This window comes from Larkinella sp. VNQ87 (genome assembly GCF_049445795.1).
Lineage (GTDB): Bacteria > Bacteroidota > Bacteroidia > Cytophagales > Spirosomataceae > Larkinella.
In genome coordinates this window covers 123052-138167 of sequence record NZ_JBMSDT010000010.1, presented here as the reverse complement: position 1 = coordinate 138167, position 15116 = coordinate 123052, and the positions used below count along the sequence as shown (strand labels likewise).

General features: G+C 49.8%; 12 protein-coding genes. 5 read left to right on the top strand and 7 right to left on the bottom strand.

All coding sequences use genetic code 11. From position 1 onward, the window contains the following. Window positions 1-33 precede the first annotated feature (33 nt). Window positions 34-1242, bottom strand: coding sequence for a M28 family metallopeptidase (locus tag ACO2Q8_RS18480; protein ID WP_423346331.1), 1209 nt, complete (start codon window positions 1240-1242; stop codon window positions 34-36). A 174-nt stretch (window positions 1243-1416) separates the two neighbouring features. Next, a complete protein-coding gene (locus ACO2Q8_RS18475) occupies window positions 1417-3606 on the bottom strand; it encodes a glutamine synthetase III (RefSeq protein ID WP_423346330.1) in 2190 nt (729 codons plus the stop codon). A 308-nt stretch (window positions 3607-3914) separates the two neighbouring features. On the opposite strand from ACO2Q8_RS18475, the gene ACO2Q8_RS18470 reads away from it, so the two are divergent. Further along, on the top strand, window positions 3915-5747 hold the full coding sequence (locus ACO2Q8_RS18470; protein ID WP_423346329.1) for an LTA synthase family protein: 1833 nt from the start codon (window positions 3915-3917) through the stop codon (window positions 5745-5747). Window positions 5748-5868: 121 nt separating this feature from the next. Then, on the top strand, window positions 5869-7200 hold the full coding sequence (gene mtaB / locus ACO2Q8_RS18465) for a tRNA (N(6)-L-threonylcarbamoyladenosine(37)-C(2))-methylthiotransferase MtaB (protein WP_423346328.1): 1332 nt from the start codon (window positions 5869-5871) through the stop codon (window positions 7198-7200). 148 nt (window positions 7201-7348) lie between these two features. On the opposite strand, the gene ACO2Q8_RS18460 is transcribed toward mtaB, so the two are convergent. From ACO2Q8_RS18460 to ACO2Q8_RS18450, 3 genes are all read right to left on the bottom strand, one after another. Beyond that, the gene (locus tag ACO2Q8_RS18460; protein ID WP_423346327.1) at window positions 7349-8677 is read right to left on the bottom strand and encodes an ammonium transporter; all 1329 of its coding nucleotides are present in this window, start codon (window positions 8675-8677) and stop codon (window positions 7349-7351) included. A 73-nt stretch (window positions 8678-8750) separates the two neighbouring features. Beyond that, window positions 8751-9968, bottom strand: coding sequence for a porin (locus tag ACO2Q8_RS18455; protein ID WP_423346476.1), 1218 nt, complete (start codon window positions 9966-9968; stop codon window positions 8751-8753). A 362-nt stretch (window positions 9969-10330) separates the two neighbouring features. Beyond that, the gene (locus tag ACO2Q8_RS18450) at window positions 10331-10684 is read right to left on the bottom strand and encodes a 4Fe-4S dicluster domain-containing protein (protein ID WP_423346326.1); all 354 of its coding nucleotides are present in this window, start codon (window positions 10682-10684) and stop codon (window positions 10331-10333) included. Between the two features lie 185 nt (window positions 10685-10869). Between ACO2Q8_RS18450 and ACO2Q8_RS18445 the strand changes: the two genes are divergently transcribed. After that, window positions 10870-11889 (top strand): acyl-CoA reductase, encoded by a 1020-nt coding sequence (locus ACO2Q8_RS18445; protein WP_423346325.1) that lies wholly within the window; start codon window positions 10870-10872, stop codon window positions 11887-11889. Window positions 11890-11915: 26 nt separating this feature from the next. On the opposite strand, the gene ACO2Q8_RS18440 is transcribed toward ACO2Q8_RS18445, so the two are convergent. Beyond that, a complete protein-coding gene (locus tag ACO2Q8_RS18440; protein ID WP_423346324.1) occupies window positions 11916-12713 on the bottom strand; it encodes a glycoside hydrolase family 16 protein in 798 nt (265 codons plus the stop codon). A gap of 37 nt (window positions 12714-12750) precedes the next feature. Continuing rightward, window positions 12751-13578, bottom strand: a complete 828-nt coding sequence (locus tag ACO2Q8_RS18435; protein WP_423346323.1) for an alpha/beta hydrolase — start codon at window positions 13576-13578, stop codon at window positions 12751-12753. Window positions 13579-13736: 158 nt separating this feature from the next. On the opposite strand from ACO2Q8_RS18435, the gene ACO2Q8_RS18430 reads away from it, so the two are divergent. After that, entirely contained in the window at window positions 13737-14444 is a 708-nt protein-coding gene (locus ACO2Q8_RS18430) for an esterase family protein (RefSeq protein WP_423346322.1), read from the top strand. Window positions 14445-14602: 158 nt separating this feature from the next. Continuing rightward, window positions 14603-15088, top strand: a complete 486-nt coding sequence (locus ACO2Q8_RS18425; RefSeq protein WP_423346321.1) for a DinB family protein — start codon at window positions 14603-14605, stop codon at window positions 15086-15088. Window positions 15089-15116: the final 28 nt, after the last annotated feature.

The following is a 15116-nucleotide window of genomic DNA, read 5'->3' as shown; positions in this document are numbered from 1 at the left end:
TTTTCAACTCATTCCCCCCTCCTAGTGTTTCGATTAGATACGCTCGGCGGTTAGTTCAAAAGCCTGATAATAGCGAACCAGGGTCTGAATGGCGAAGTCGACCGCAATCGGGATGCTTGACAAATCCGTAACCAGCAATTGATCATCCGGCCGGTGAATGTTGGGCATCCGGCCACGGGCATCCATTGCTGTCAGGGTCATAACCGGAATCTGTTTACGGACAAACCAGACACTATCGAATTCGGCCGTGTGCCAGCGGGCGGGTTGCACTACGCCCCGAAACGGTGTTTCTTCCAGCAATCGTTCCGCCCGGTCCATCAACGGATTCGAATATTCAATTTCTTCCACCGTGCCGGTATGTTTGATCAACCGGGGGGAGCCATTCCCCAACGTATCAAAATTCACCGCCACCGTACGGCCTGGGGGCCAATCGGCAACGTGTTTCTGCAAATAAACACGGGAGCCGATATTGCCCGCTTCTTTCGCACTGGTAAAAACGAGGTCTATTTCAACACCGGGCAGATTGAGCTGCCGAAGCCGTTGGGCCGTCGCAATAGCCGCCACCACGCCCGTTGCGTTGTCACTGGCCCCGTTCGAATACCCATAAAGCCAGTAGCCGAGCGTTGCCAGCAGAGCCTGAAGGACAAAAAATGCCACCAGGCCGTATCGAATCCAGGGTAGCCAAGTTGAATCGATGCCAAGTTGCTCTGCCAACATCAGTAGTCCGGCCGCCAGCATCAGGAATAAGGTAATGATCAGGGAAACATGGAAACTTTGTATGCGGTTATTTCGATAAATCAGCGAGATCGGTGCCGTATCGTAATGAGCCATTAGGATGACTTTTAAAACCGGTTTTTCCCGATCACCGGCATATCCTCGCTCCTTCTCCCTCCAGCGCCCAATGAGGTTGTGAGCCGTACTGAGGGGGGGCAATTTGGTTACGGGAGAGAAGCGCCAGTTGAAGTAGAGCCAGGTCAAGCCAATCCACCACCAGGTCCAGATGACTGCCCCCCAACCCAGCCAGGGAAAACCCAACAGGCCGGATGCAATACCAAACACGAGCCAATAGAGGGTCGTCACATACGTCCGAGGGGTTTGAAACGACTCGACCGTCACCTCCACCTGAAGATCCTTTAGGGTTGCCGAAAGGATATCTAAGGCTGATTTTTCCAACATCGTTGCAGCTCCCCGATGCGGCAGGCGACACAAATCCCGCATCATTGTCTCAACGGTAAACGGCATGCCGCATTGGTTTAAGGTTAACAGTCCTAATTCGGGAAGAGCTGGAGAATCCCGGAAATGTACAGAAACCGACGCTCATTACAAAGTTTACTGGTTAACTAATTACGGTTGCTTAAAAACAAAAGCCTGCGCCAATTGGCGCAGGCTTTGTGCAGCAGTATGGTTGGAAATGGATTACTTCACAAAAAGCATTTCGCGGTATTTTACCAGCGGCCAGTCTTCGTCGTCGATAATCAGCTCGAGTTTGTCAACTTCGTAGCGGATCACATCGAAGAAGTCTTTTACTTCCGTAGCGTAGATTTTGGCCGTTTCAGCGGTTGAGCCTAGGTTATTTGCTTTTTTACGGGTCTCGGTCATGGCTTCCACATTCATTTTGATCGTATTAACCCGACCCGAGATCTCAGCAATCAGGGCTTTGATTGGCTCAGCTTCATTGGTCATCCCGAGGTCAACTAGCGCCTTGGCCGTTTCAGCTAGTTTATTGAGGTATTTCAATGCCGTCGATACGACGTGGTTCATGGCTAAATCACCCACCACACGCGACTCGATCTGTACTTTTTTAATGTATTTTTCGAGTTCGATTTCGTAACGTGATTCAACCTCGGCATGGCTCAGCACCCCTACCCGCTCGAACAACTCCAGCGATTCGGGTTTCAGGTAAACTCCCAGGGCTTCCGGCGTCGATTTGATGTTTGACAGACCGCGTTTGGCCGCTTCTTCAACCCACTCGTCGGAATACCCGTTGCCTTCGAATAGAATGCGTTTCGAGTCCGCATAGTATCCTTTCAGAATATCGACAATAGCCAGTTCCTTTTTCTCGCCATTGGCCAGACGGGCATCCAGATCTTGCTTGAATTTATTCAACTGGTCGGCCATGATCGCATTCAGCACCGTCATGGTCGATGCCGAGTTGGCACCGCCCCCGACAGCGCGGAACTCGAATTTGTTCCCTGTGAAAGCAAACGGTGACGTCCGGTTCCGATCAGTATTGTCGCGCAACAGCGATGGAATCCGATTGATTCCCAGTTTATAATAAACGTTATCGCCTTTGTTAACGATCACTTCGGACTTGGTTTCGAGGTCTTCCAGCGCTTTCGTCAATGACTCGCCAAGGAAGATCGAAACGATCGCCGGGGGGGCTTCGTTGGCACCCAGACGGTATTCGTTGCCGGCCGAAGCGATGCTCGCCCGTAACAAATCGGCATGGTCGTGAACGGCCTTGATGACGTTGACCAGGAAGGTCAGGAACCGCAGGCTTTCTTTCGGTTTCGAGCTGGGAGCCAGCAGGTTCACCCCAGTATTGGTTCCGAGCGACCAGTTATTGTGTTTTCCGCTACCGTTGATGCCAGCGAACGGTTTTTCGTGGAATAAGACCTTAAAGTTGTGACGCTCAGCCACTTTCTCCATCAAATCCATCAACAAGGCATTGTGGTCGATGGCCAGGTTTACCTCCTCAAATGTCGGTGCCACCTCAAATTGGCCGGGGGCCACCTCGTTGTGACGGGTCCGAACCGGCATACCGAGTTTCATGGCCTCGAATTCGAAATCAACCATGAACGAGTTGACACGCGGAGGAATGGTACCAAAGTAGTGGTCTTCCAACTGCTGACCACGCGCCGGAGAATGACCGAAAACCGTGCGACCGGCCATAACCAGGTCCGGACGGGCGTAAAACAGTGCCTTGTCGACCAGAAAATATTCCTGTTCCGGTCCAAGCGTCGGTGTTACTTTCGTCACATTCCGGTCAAAATACTGGCATACGGCCGTGGCCGCTTTGTCGACGGCGGATAGCGCCTTCAGCAAGGGTGTTTTATAATCCAGCGCTTCGCCGGTATAAGAAATGAAAACCGACGGAATACACAGGGTTTTTCCACCCGCCCCATTGTCCATCAAAAAGGCTGGTGAACTGGGGTCCCAACCCGTGTAACCACGCGCTTCGAAGGTGTTGCGCAATCCACCGCTCGGGAATGAAGACGCATCCGGTTCCTGCTGAACCAGCGCACCACCTTTGAATTTCTCAATCGCTTTTCCTTCCATCGTTACATCGAAGAAGGCATCATGTTTTTCGGCCGTATCACCAGTCAGCGGCTGAAACCAGTGGGTGTAGTGAGTAGCTCCTTTCGCAATCGCCCAGGATTTCATGGCATTTGCCACTTCATCGGCAATATCCCGGTCGATTTTACCGCCGGTTTCAATGGCCTGAGTGATTTTGAGGTATGCTTCCGGCGAGAGCAGGGAACGCATAACTTCGTTGTTGAACGTATACGAACCGTAGTATTCCGTGACACGTTCAGCTGGTGGCGGAACAGACAGAGCTTGCCGACTTTGTGCAATTTCGAGCGCTTTAAACCGAAAGTTTGACATATTAGGTTTGAGGTGGTTTTTGGATTAAAAACGCTCAAAAATACTGACATTTTGATCTAATTTCCAAAAAATCACTATCGTTTTAACCTTAATTCCATAAAAAAATGTCATAATTGACAAAAGTCACATTTGATTCGCTCGTAAATCATATTCTCAAAAAAGAACTATTTTCAAGATATTTTGCATCGAAGTTAGATAAAATTGTACCCAGCCCGGTTTAAGTTTATTTTGTCAGTCGAACCGTTCACATAATTCCCTGTAAAAAATTATGATTTCATAATACCTTTGTGGCTCTCGCAACTGTACTAATGAAGAGTCGTTTTTTATTTATTCTTGCCGTTTTGTTAAGCTGGACGGGCTGGCTGGCGTTCAATCGCCTTGTGTTTTTGGGTTATCAAACCCAATCCCGGGAATTGGATTGGCCGACCCTGACCGGAGTTTTTGCGCACGGTTTTCGGATGGACCTGTCCACGGCGGGTTACCTGACGATTTTGCCAGCCCTGGTTATAACCTTCTTTCCGAATACACCCGCCCACAGACTAACGACCACCCTGCGCGTTGTGGCCCTGTTTGAATTAGCCACCGTATCGCTGATTACCGTTGCTGATCTGGAAGTATTCCGAACCTGGGGCTTTCATCTGGACGTAACACCCCTGCATTATCTGAAATCACCGCACGAAGCGGCTGCATCCGTAGCCGCTTCGCCCCTTTTCCTGTTGGCATTGTTGTTTGGCGGTCTGATGGTGGTTGGTTCATACGGATTTCAGCAACTGCTTCGACCGTTTACGCACCGGTTCCGACCAGTCCGGCGTAGGATGGCCACCCCCGTTCTGCTGGTCGCGACTTTCGCCCTGATTATTCCCATCCGGGGTGGTATGCAACTGGCCCCCATGAACGTGAGCACGGTTTATTTTTCTCCGATAGCCTTTGCCAATTATGCGGCCGTAACTCCCCAGTGGAATTTTATTCACTCCTGTCTGGAACAGAAAAACTACGGCAGCAACCCGTATACCTTTCTCCCCCGGCAACGGGCCAGTCAGACGCTGAAGGTCCTGTACCAGCCCGTCACCACCCCCAAGTCGCTGCTGACCAACCCACGGCCAAATGTGATCATAATTATCTGGGAAAGTTTCACGGCTAAGTCCGTTGCGACCCTGGGTGGACGAACCGGTGTGACACCCCAATTTGAAAAACTGAGCCACAAAGGATTGTTTTTCAACCAGATATATGCAAGTGGTGACCGCAGTGAAAAAGGACTTATTGCGCTGTTGAGTGGGTTTCCGGCTCAGGCCACAGCCTCCATCATGACGCTGCCCACCAAAGCCGCCAAATTGCCCACCCTGGGTCAGGTGTTTAAAAAAGCCGGGTATCAGACTTCTTTTTACTACGGTGGAGAAACCGAATTCGCCAACATCAAGTCCTATCTGTACCACAACCAGTTCGACCGGATCGTGTCGAAAAGCGATTTCGATGCGCGGGACTGGAACTCGAAATGGGGCGCGCACGACCACGTGGTTTATAACCGGATTTTGTCGGATCTGGGCAGTGCAAAACAACCTTTTTTCCTTTCCTTATTCACGCTGAGCAGCCACGAGCCGTTTGAGGTGCCGATGCCCGCCGTTTTCTCCGGCGACGATGAAGAATCCCTTTTTTTGAATTCATTATACTATGCCGACCATAGCCTGGGTCATTTTATTGCACAAGCGAAAAAGCAACCCTGGTGGGCCAACACCCTGGTAATTATTACGGCTGATCACGGTCACCGGCTCCCAGTGCTGACCAACGACCGCGTTCGGGATTTTCACGTGCCGATGCTCTGGCTGGGTGGAGCCCTAAAGGCCAAACCACAGCTCATTGACCAAATCGGCTCACAAACCGACCTGGCTGCTACCCTACTCCACCAACTGAATCTGGATGCGACCCCTTTTTCCTGGAGCCGTGACCTGTTGAATCCGCAAAACCGTCCTTTTGCATACTTTGCCTTCAACAATGGATTTGGGGTCGTTCAGCCTAACCGCCACCTGCTTTTTGACAATACCAGTCGACGGGTTATCTCGTCCAGCGGATCCGTTGATAAACAAGATGTTGAGTTAGGAGAAGCTTACGAGGAAGAATCGTACCAGGATTTTCTGAACAAATGATGTACCCACGGACTTTAGTCCGTGTATTTCCCTGCAATTCGAGTTTCTGGGTAAAGAACATGGACTAAAGTCCGTGGGTACTAATCCGTGAATACTGAAATACTTCGTACCTTTGCAGGTCATGAAAAAAGTTGCATTTTATACGCTCGGCTGTAAACTGAATTTCTCCGAAACCTCGACCCTGGCCCGAATCCTGGAGCAGAAAGGGTACGAACGCGTCGAATTTAATCAGAAGCCGGACATCTTCATTATCAATACCTGCTCGGTTACGGACAATGCCGATAAAAAATGCCGCAAAATTGTGCGGGAAGCCCATCAGATCAATCCGGATGGTTACGTAGCCATACTGGGCTGCTACGCCCAGCTCAAACCAGACGAAATTGCTTCCATTCCCGGCGTCGATGCGGTTTTGGGTGCGGCCGAAAAATTCCGGCTGGCCGACTTGCTCGGTGATTTTGTCAAGGAACCGACCGGAAAAGCCCGGGTGTATAATTCGCCTATTGAAGAAGCCGTCGACTATCACGCATCGTATTCGCTCAACGACCGGACCCGGACGTTTCTGAAGGTGCAAGACGGCTGCGATTACCCCTGCGCTTACTGCACTATTCCGCTGGCCCGGGGTAACAGCCGGAGTGATTCAATTGCCAACGTGCTTCATGCGGCCCGGGAGATTGCCGACCGTGGGGTGAAAGAAATTGTGCTGACCGGTGTTAACATCGGCGATTTTGGGCTTGATTCCCGAACCGGGCAGAGGAACGAATCCTTTCTGGACCTGATTGGGGCGCTTGACGAAACTGAAGGCATCGAACGGTTCCGCATTTCGTCCATTGAGCCCAACCTGTTGACGGATGAAATCATATCATTTGTGGCCAGTTCGAAGCGGTTTGTTCCTCATTTTCACATTCCACTGCAATCAGGCTCCAACCGGGTACTGGGGTTGATGCGTCGTCGGTACAAGCGCGAACTTTACGCCGACCGGGTTGCGAATATCAAAGCTCTGATGCCCCATGCCTGCATTGGGGTCGATGTGATTGTTGGCCATCCGGGCGAAACCGACGATGCTTTTCTGGAAACCTATGAATTTCTGAACGGACTGCCGGTTTCTTATTTCCACGTCTTTACCTACTCCGAACGACCAAACACCCACGCCCTCACGATCCGGCCCATTGTTCCACCGGCGAAACGTTCAGAACGTTCGAAAATGCTGCACATTCTTTCTGATAAGAAAAAGCGGTTTTTCTACGAACAGCAAGTCGGCCGTGAAGCGACGGTTTTATTCGAGGAAGATATCGAAAATGGTCAGATGCAGGGTTTTACCGAAAACTACGTCCGCGTTACGGCCATTTACGATCCTCTCCTCATCAACGAACCCAAGCGAGTGTTGCTGACTGGCCTCAATGCCGACGGCCTGATGGAAGCCGCTGAATGCGAGGTTTATGAACAACATATTTAATGATGAATAATGGATTATGAGTTGCTGCGCTGCGGTAGCCCATTCATCATTCATTATTAAAAAAGAAGGTATCCGTCAAAGACAGATACCTTCATCGAGTACAACAAAACCACAGGCAACCCCTGTGGCTCTGTCATAATATCGTAGACTAAGCGTCGACCAGGAATTCGTCGTGCTGGCTAATATCCAGACCGACTTTTTCATCTTCTTCGCTAACCCGCAGCGGCAGGATTGCATTGGTAACGATCAGCAGCAGGTAAGAAGCTGCGAAAGCAAAGACCGATACGATCACCAGTGCCATCATGTGGGTAAAGAACAATTTCGTATCTCCGAACGCCAGACCTTCGTCGGCAACGGCTGAGTTAACGCCTTTCGTGGCAAAAATACCGGTCATTACCATACCGACCATCCCGCCAACGCCGTGGCAGGGGAATACGTCCAGCGTATCATCCAGCGTTGATTTCGTACGCAGGTGAGCCACGAAATTGCTAATCATGGCAGCAATGGTACCGATGAAAATCGAAGTCGGGATGGTGACAAAACCGGCAGCCGGGGTGATGGCAACCAGACCAACTACAGCGCCGATGGCGAAGCCTAAAGCCGATACTTTTTTGCCTTTAGCGGCATCGAACAGCACCCAGCTTAAACCAGCCGCAGCCGCAGCCGTGTTAGTCGTTGCGAAAGCCGAGGCTGCCAGAGCCGAAGCACCCACCGCCGAACCGGCGTTGAAACCAAACCAGCCGAACCACAGCAACCCAGTACCCAACAACACAAACGGAATGTTAGCCGGTGGGAAGTAGTTTGATTCGGCGTGCGATTTCCGGCGTTTCAGGTATAAAGCCCCCGCCAGCGCAGCCCAGCCAGCCGACATGTGAACCACCGTACCACCGGCAAAGTCGAGCACACCGAGTTTGAACAGGAAGCCATCCGGGTGCCAGGTCATGTGGGCCAGGGGCGTGTAAACAACCAGGCTGAACAGGACCATGAACAGAACATACGATTTGAAATTGATCCGCTCAGCCATGGATCCCGTTACCAGCGCGGGCGTAATCATCGCAAACTTTAACTGGAAGAAGGCAAAAACGACCAGCGGTACGGTAGCCGCCAGCGACCAGGGCTTTCCATCAAGTACGCCGTTGAACATAAAGAACGTAGCCGGGTTGCCGATAAAGCCCCCAATGTCTTCGCCAAAAGCCAGACTGAAACCAACAACTACCCAAAGAATACTGATCACCCCCATCGCAATGAAGCTTTGCAGCATCGTTGAAATAACGTTTTTGTTGTTCACCATCCCTCCGTAGAAGTAGGCTAAGCCCGGCGTCATCAACAAGACTAATGCAGCCGAAACGAGCATCCAGGCGGTGTCACCGGTATCGATTCCTTCCGTGACGATGGTCGTTGGAACGGCCGGAAAAACGACACCCAATACACTGACAATCAGCAGTAATACAAGGGGTAAGTAAGACGGTTTTTGCATGGTACTGATAAACGGTTTAGTTGTACATTAAGTTAGTTCGGCCCGGATGGACCGGTGTGGGGTTGCGTATAAATTAGAATTTGTAAATGAAAGCCAGGCCAAGCGTTGATTGTGAGGATTTGGTGTAATTGCCGTCACTGTCTTCAAATTGCTGTTGCTCTGCGGTATTGCTACCGCCTGGTTTGGCGTAGCTATCGAGCCGAAACTCGGGCTTGATCAACAGGTTGCCGTCAGCCGCTGTAATGTTACCAGTAATCGTGATCGAATTTACACTGGTACCTTCGCCGTTGAAGTTGCGCAGCCCCCGTGCGCCATCTTTGTTATCGAAATATTCATACCGGGCACCCAGAGCAAATTTGCTGCTGATCGCATAGTTGGTGTATAAGGCGACTCCGCTCCAGTTGGATGTACCGGTTTTAACAGGTGCATATCCCTGAAAATCTTCTTTTTGCGAACCGATGGCGGCATTCAATCCCAGGTAAAATTTCTCGGTAATCTGGTAGGTAGTCGTCAAGTCAAATACAGTGTACATGCCGTCCACAGATTTTCCGGTCGAATCCGGGTTGGCTTCGTTACTGACGATCCCGTTCAGGTACACGTTCCAGCCCGATACCGGTGCGAAAAACAATTGCCCAATGATCCCTTTGGCCTTGTTGTTATCTCGCCAGCTATCGACGTTGTTGACAACCCCCAGCATCAAGGATGCTTTATCACTGAAGGCATACGTTCCCTTGATCCCCGTATGGTAGAACGGACCGTTGTTGAAAAGATTGGAGAGCGAATAGTTGAAGTTGACCGGGGCATCGATGACCTCATAACCGATGTGTGTACCGAATTGACCGATCTGGATGGAAAATTTATCCGAAGTTTTCCAGTTAATATAAGCCTGTTTGATGGCAGCGAGAGAAGTTCCTGACCCGAGTGGCCCGATAACGTTTCCATAGTTCCCCAAGTCCGCATTTGGACCGAATGTGAGATCGAGTACGGCATCTACTTTATCGGTGCTGTATCCGATTTTGGTTTGGATGAGTCCCAGTGAGAACTGTCCGGCGCGCTGATCGAAAACCCGGGCCGTACCGGCAGCTCCTAAATTACTCCGTGATAAGGGGTTATTTAAGTTACCAGTGTAATAGGCATCGATATACCCTGAAAACGTAAATTTCCCCTTGTTTTCGGTTCCCGTTTCGGGAGCAGCGGCAACGGCAGCCTCTGGTGGCTTAGAAGTACTGTCCTGCGCTTTAGACAATAAGAAAGAAAACGAACAACATACCAGTAAAATAGTTTTCTTCATAATTTTCTTTGGTTTTGCTGAGGGATTATTGATAGTTTGAATAGACGCACAAATATTATTAACGAATATATTATTTGCAAGCATTTGATAAATTTTAATCTAAAATTCGGCAGTTTCTAACATTAAATTGCCAGATGTTACTTAAAACTAAACACATATTCACAATTTTATTACCTTTTTTGATGATTTAGCTTATTTTGAAATAATGAATTATTTTAAAATATTCTATAAGTTTGACCAAAATCGGTTATTCAATTATTTATTAGAATAATACCATTATAGTGGCTACTTCTTTTTATAAGAGGCATAAAAAAAATCCCGAATCGACGATTCGGGATTTTCTGGTGTATGGGGTAAGTCAGTTAGACCGCTTCCGCGTGAAGCCAGGCTTTTTTCGCCAATAATGTCTCTTCGTCTTCTTCGTGGTCAGGATCGGGCACGCAGCAATCAACCGGGCAGACAGCCGCACACTGCGGTTCCTCGTGGAAACCAACGCATTCCGTACATTTGTCCGAAACAATGTAATAAAACTCGTCGGAAACCGGATTTTGCGGATCTTTCCCGTTGACGACCGTACCATCACCAAAATCGACGACATCCAATTCGGTGCCTCCTCCCCAAGTCCATTCCACCCCACCTTCGTAGATGGCCGTGTTGGGGCACTCGGGTTCGCAGGCACCACAATTGATGCATTCATCTGTGATCATGATTGCCATTTGCAGGTAGAAATTTAATGATTCGAAACGGATCTGACCGACCGGAAAGCAGACCAGCACCGTACGAAACCGTTGCTTGATGGATTATTTCGACTATTAATCAACAAATATAATTATTTAAAGGTTGGCACCAAACTATAATTTATTTTTGCCGGTTCACTCATTAGACTTATTTCTTACTTTCAATGCATTTAACTGACCGCATCCATACATTCGTTGAGTTGGGTAATTATTTACAAAAACCGCAAAATTCGCCTGTTTTGCGGGCTATTGCCGAAAAAGCGTATGCCGCCAACACCTGGTTCACGCCCGATAACAGCCTGAAAGCACTGCACGCAATCGCTACCGAATTCCTGAATGAAGAAAAGTTATCGGCCTGGATAAAAGGTTATAACGTTACTTCCGAATCTATTAAAAATGTGGGGGTTGTTATGGCTGGTAATATTCCGGCTGTCGGTTTTCATGATTTGTTGTGCGTCCTGATGAGCGGTCATCGCTTGCTGGTGAAACTAAGTACCCCAGATTTTGTACTAATTCAATTTTTTATACAAAAAATCATTGAGATCAATCCCAAATTCGCCGAATTTATTCACATCTCGGAACGCTTGAACCAGGCTGATGCCTACATCGCAACGGGCAGTTCGAACTCGGCCCGGTACTTTGAGTATTACTTTTCGAAAAAACCGCACATTATTCGCCGAAACCGCTCTTCAGTGGCCGTGCTGTCCAACCGGGAGACATCAGCAGATTTACAGGCATTAGGCAGGGATATGCTGGACTATTTCGGTCTCGGTTGCCGCAACGTTTCGACGCTGTTTGTGCCCGAACATTATGATTTTGTGCCCTTGCTTCGGGAACTGGAACCCTTAGCTCCGTTCTTTACCGGACAGCATAAGTATAATAACAACTACGATTACAACAAGTCGATCTACCTGATCAATGGCGTTCCGCACTTTGACAACGGTTTTCTGATGGTTACCGAGAATGAAGGCTTGGTCTCTCCAATTTCAACGGTTTATTACCAGACATACGCCGAACTTGAAGCGCTGGAACAGAAACTCAGCGGATTGGCAGAAAGGATTCAATGTGTAACATCAAAAGATGGTTTTTTTCCGGGCAGTGTGCCACTTGGCCAGACCCAGCGCCCCGGACTAAACGATTACGCCGATGGCGTGGATACGATGACCTTTCTGACAACCTTATAAATCGGAATCGGGAAGGTCGAACGCAATCACTGAAATACCCGCACGTAATCGACTTCCATCCGCTGTGGCCAGATGGTATCATCTACCCCTTTCTGCCCGCCCCAGTTTCCGCCCACGGCCACGTTCAGAATCAGGTAGAACGGCTGATCGAGCGGCCATTGTTCGTAGCTACTGCCGGTTTCCTGTTTAGTGATCGTAAAGTATTTCGCATCATCGATCAGGAAATCGATCCGGTCGGCCGACCAGTCGATGGAATAAACGTGGAAGTCCTGCGTGGCTCCCGGCACCTTTTTGATACCGGTTTTTTCAGTGTGTTTCGTATGATTATAAGCCTCGGTATGAATAGTACCGTGAATCTGGTCCTCGTTGAAACCAACATGCTCCATGATATCGATTTCGCCGTCGAGGGGCCACTTCATCGGTGTTTTGGCACTTAGCATCCAGATGGCGGGCCAGGTTCCGCGTCCTTTCGGTAGTTTGGCGCGCACATCGATCCGACCATACTGCCATTGAGCCAAGCCTTTCGTAATTAATTTAGCAGAGGTATAAGCCCGGTTTTCGTGCTGTTCTTTCCGGGCTTCAATGATCAGGATTCCGTTTTCAACCCGGGCGTTTTCAGTTCGGGGACCAAGGTAGTACTGCAATTCATTATTGCCAAAACCGTGTCCACCCACGTCGTATTTCCATTTGGCAGCATCGGGCAAACCGGGTTTATCAAATTCATCGGACCAGACTAGCTTTCGCTCGGAGGCCGGTTTGGGCGTCTCAACAAGTTGACAGGCGAGCAAAGCCGCCAGCACGGGTACGCACAATACGATTCGCATGGGTTCAGGATTTTTAGCCTAGTTACATAATTTCGACTTAGGACCCAAACGCCCAAACTAGAAATTCCGGCATCACCTGTCCCCAGGTTTCGGGATCGTGCCGACCGCCTTCAACCTCCACATACCGCACATCTTGCCCCCAGCGAAACCCTTTCCGTTCGAGTTCAGCAATCAGATCCAGCGTGTCGTCGATGGAATCGATGACGCCGTCGTGGTCGCGATCGTCGGTTTCGTCGAGGGTGCCGGTCTGAAGCCAGAAAGACGAACCTACGGGCGGGGCGGTTTTTCGGACCTGGGCGTGCATGATGCGGTCGGCATCGGAATAGCCGTCGTTCAGGCCGCGCTGCCGCCACCAGAATGACCCTGAGAAAACACCCGCTTTCCGAAACCGCTCCGGATGGTTCCAAACCAAATCGAAAGCCGACAAGCCGCCCAGTGAAAAACCGGCAAAAACCGCCTGCGCCGGATCGTCGCTCACCGAATAATGTTTATGAATGTACGGAAGGAGTTCCTGGAGCACAAAATTCGTGTAGGCACCCGCTTTGGCCCCCCGATGCAGGTAATCGGCCTGCGTGGCAATGCCGTACTCCTGGATACGGTCGCTGGCGTGAATGGCCACCAGCACAAACGGCCGAACAGCCTGTTGGGCATAAAGTGAATTAAGCCGCGAGATCATTTGAAGCCGCTCCAAATCCTGCCCGTCGTTGAGGTACAGAACCGGAAACCGCTGATCTGCGCCGTCGAAAGCCGGTGGCAGCACCACGTCCAGCCGCACCGAACGGTTCAAAAACGCGGAAACCAGCCCCGTATCAATCCGGTGCGTGACGCTACCTGTAACTGCATTCCAAGATAATAACGTACTCATCAACAACTGTTTACCGATCAACCGAATAGCTTATAAAACCGGAAGATGATTTTAGTTAAAGAAAGGACAAGTGCCAAAAATACACACAGATTTCTTGGAAATTCGTAATAATGGTTATATTTCCTCCTGATTCATTCGCAAACTAACCGAACAATATTTTGCACGAAGATTACCACAAATGGTATTCGCACCAACTGGGCCGCGACATTGAAATGCTGGTTTATGGCGATTGGGGCTATCCGGTTCTGGTGTTCCCGACCACGATGGGCCGGTATTACGAAGCCAAGGATTTTAAACTGATTGAGTCCGTCCGCTGGTTTATCGATAACCGAAAAATCAAGCTTTTTTGCATTGACAGCATCGACCGGGATAGCTGGTACGCCAAACACCTGCATCCGGCGGTCCGGGTTCAGAACCACATCTGGTACGATCGCATGGTCAATGAAGAACTCATTCCGTGGATGCAGCACGAGTGTCAGGTCGATAAAGTTGGGGTGGCCGGTTGCAGCTTCGGTGGTTTTCAGGCGCTGAACTTTGCGTTCCGGCATCCCGAAAAGGTAGCCTACCTCTGGTCGATGGGGGCCAAATTTGACATTCGATCGTTTTTAAACGGGCATTACGACGACAATGTGTACTTTAACAACCCGCCCGACTATATGCCGAATGCCCACAATGACCATTTTTACCGGATGAAAATTGTGCTGGGAACGTCAGAACACGATTTCTGCAAACCGGACAACATCCGAATGTCGGAGTTGCTCAATCGGAAAGGCATTCACCACTGGCTCGACATCCGGCCCTGGGGGGAGCACGACTGGCCCGTCTGGCGCGAGATGTTTCCGCATTACCTATCGATGGTATCGTAGGTTTCCAATACTTCGATATTCGTTATTCAACATTCGATATTCGTTATTTTGGTTCTCAGTTTAAATTTCGGAAATATCGAATAACGAATAACGAATATCGAATAACGAATAACGAAATCGCCTGCCGATCCGGAAAACCGTAAACTGAAAAAACCGCCTTGAAATACGGATACGACCACTTGCATCAGCCTTACCGCGAATCACTGGCACAGCTCCGGCGGTACATCAAGACGCTGCCGGACCAGATTCGGGAGTTTAACGACGACGAACTGACGGCCCATGCACCCGGCAAATGGTCGCGGAAAGAGATTTTGGGACACCTCATCGACTCGGCGCTCAACAACCTGAAGCGATTTACCGACGCCCAGTTTCAGCCCGCACCGTTTCCAATTCTGCGCTATAATCAGGCTCAATCGGTGGTGTATAATCGCTATCAGGAACTTCCCACGGAGCACTTACTGACGCTCTGGCAGGCCTTGAACCAGCAGATCGTATATGTCACCGAGTCTATTCCGGAAGCGGTTTTGCAGCAGCCGGTTTTGCCCCCGGATGCCGCCGAAACCGTGCCGTTGTCGTGGCTGATCATCGACTATGTCGCGCATATCACCCATCACGTTAAACAATTCGAGTTCAAATCGCTTTAACCACACGTTTACCAATCAAAAACCGCAA

What these genes read in the sequence shown, in the direction of transcription:
- ACO2Q8_RS18475 (WP_423346330.1), bottom strand. Translation starts at nt 3,606, where the DNA reads ATGTCAAACTTTCGGTTTAAAGCGCTCGAAATTGCACAAAGTCGGCAA.
- ACO2Q8_RS18435 (WP_423346323.1), bottom strand. Translation starts at nt 13,578, where the DNA reads ATGAGTACGTTATTATCTTGGAATGCAGTTACAGGTAGCGTCACGCAC.
- ACO2Q8_RS18440 (WP_423346324.1), bottom strand. Translation starts at nt 12,713, where the DNA reads ATGCGAATCGTATTGTGCGTACCCGTGCTGGCGGCTTTGCTCGCCTGT.
- mtaB (WP_423346328.1), top strand. Translation starts at nt 5,869, where the DNA reads ATGAAAAAAGTTGCATTTTATACGCTCGGCTGTAAACTGAATTTCTCC.
- ACO2Q8_RS18450 (WP_423346326.1), bottom strand. Translation starts at nt 10,684, where the DNA reads ATGGCAATCATGATCACAGATGAATGCATCAATTGTGGTGCCTGCGAA.
- ACO2Q8_RS18480 (WP_423346331.1), bottom strand. Translation starts at nt 1,242, where the DNA reads ATGCCGTTTACCGTTGAGACAATGATGCGGGATTTGTGTCGCCTGCCG.
- ACO2Q8_RS18455 (WP_423346476.1), bottom strand. Translation starts at nt 9,968, where the DNA reads ATGAAGAAAACTATTTTACTGGTATGTTGTTCGTTTTCTTTCTTATTG.
- ACO2Q8_RS18445 (WP_423346325.1), top strand. Translation starts at nt 10,870, where the DNA reads ATGCATTTAACTGACCGCATCCATACATTCGTTGAGTTGGGTAATTAT.
- ACO2Q8_RS18460 (WP_423346327.1), bottom strand. Translation starts at nt 8,677, where the DNA reads ATGCAAAAACCGTCTTACTTACCCCTTGTATTACTGCTGATTGTCAGT.
- ACO2Q8_RS18470 (WP_423346329.1), top strand. Translation starts at nt 3,915, where the DNA reads ATGAAGAGTCGTTTTTTATTTATTCTTGCCGTTTTGTTAAGCTGGACG.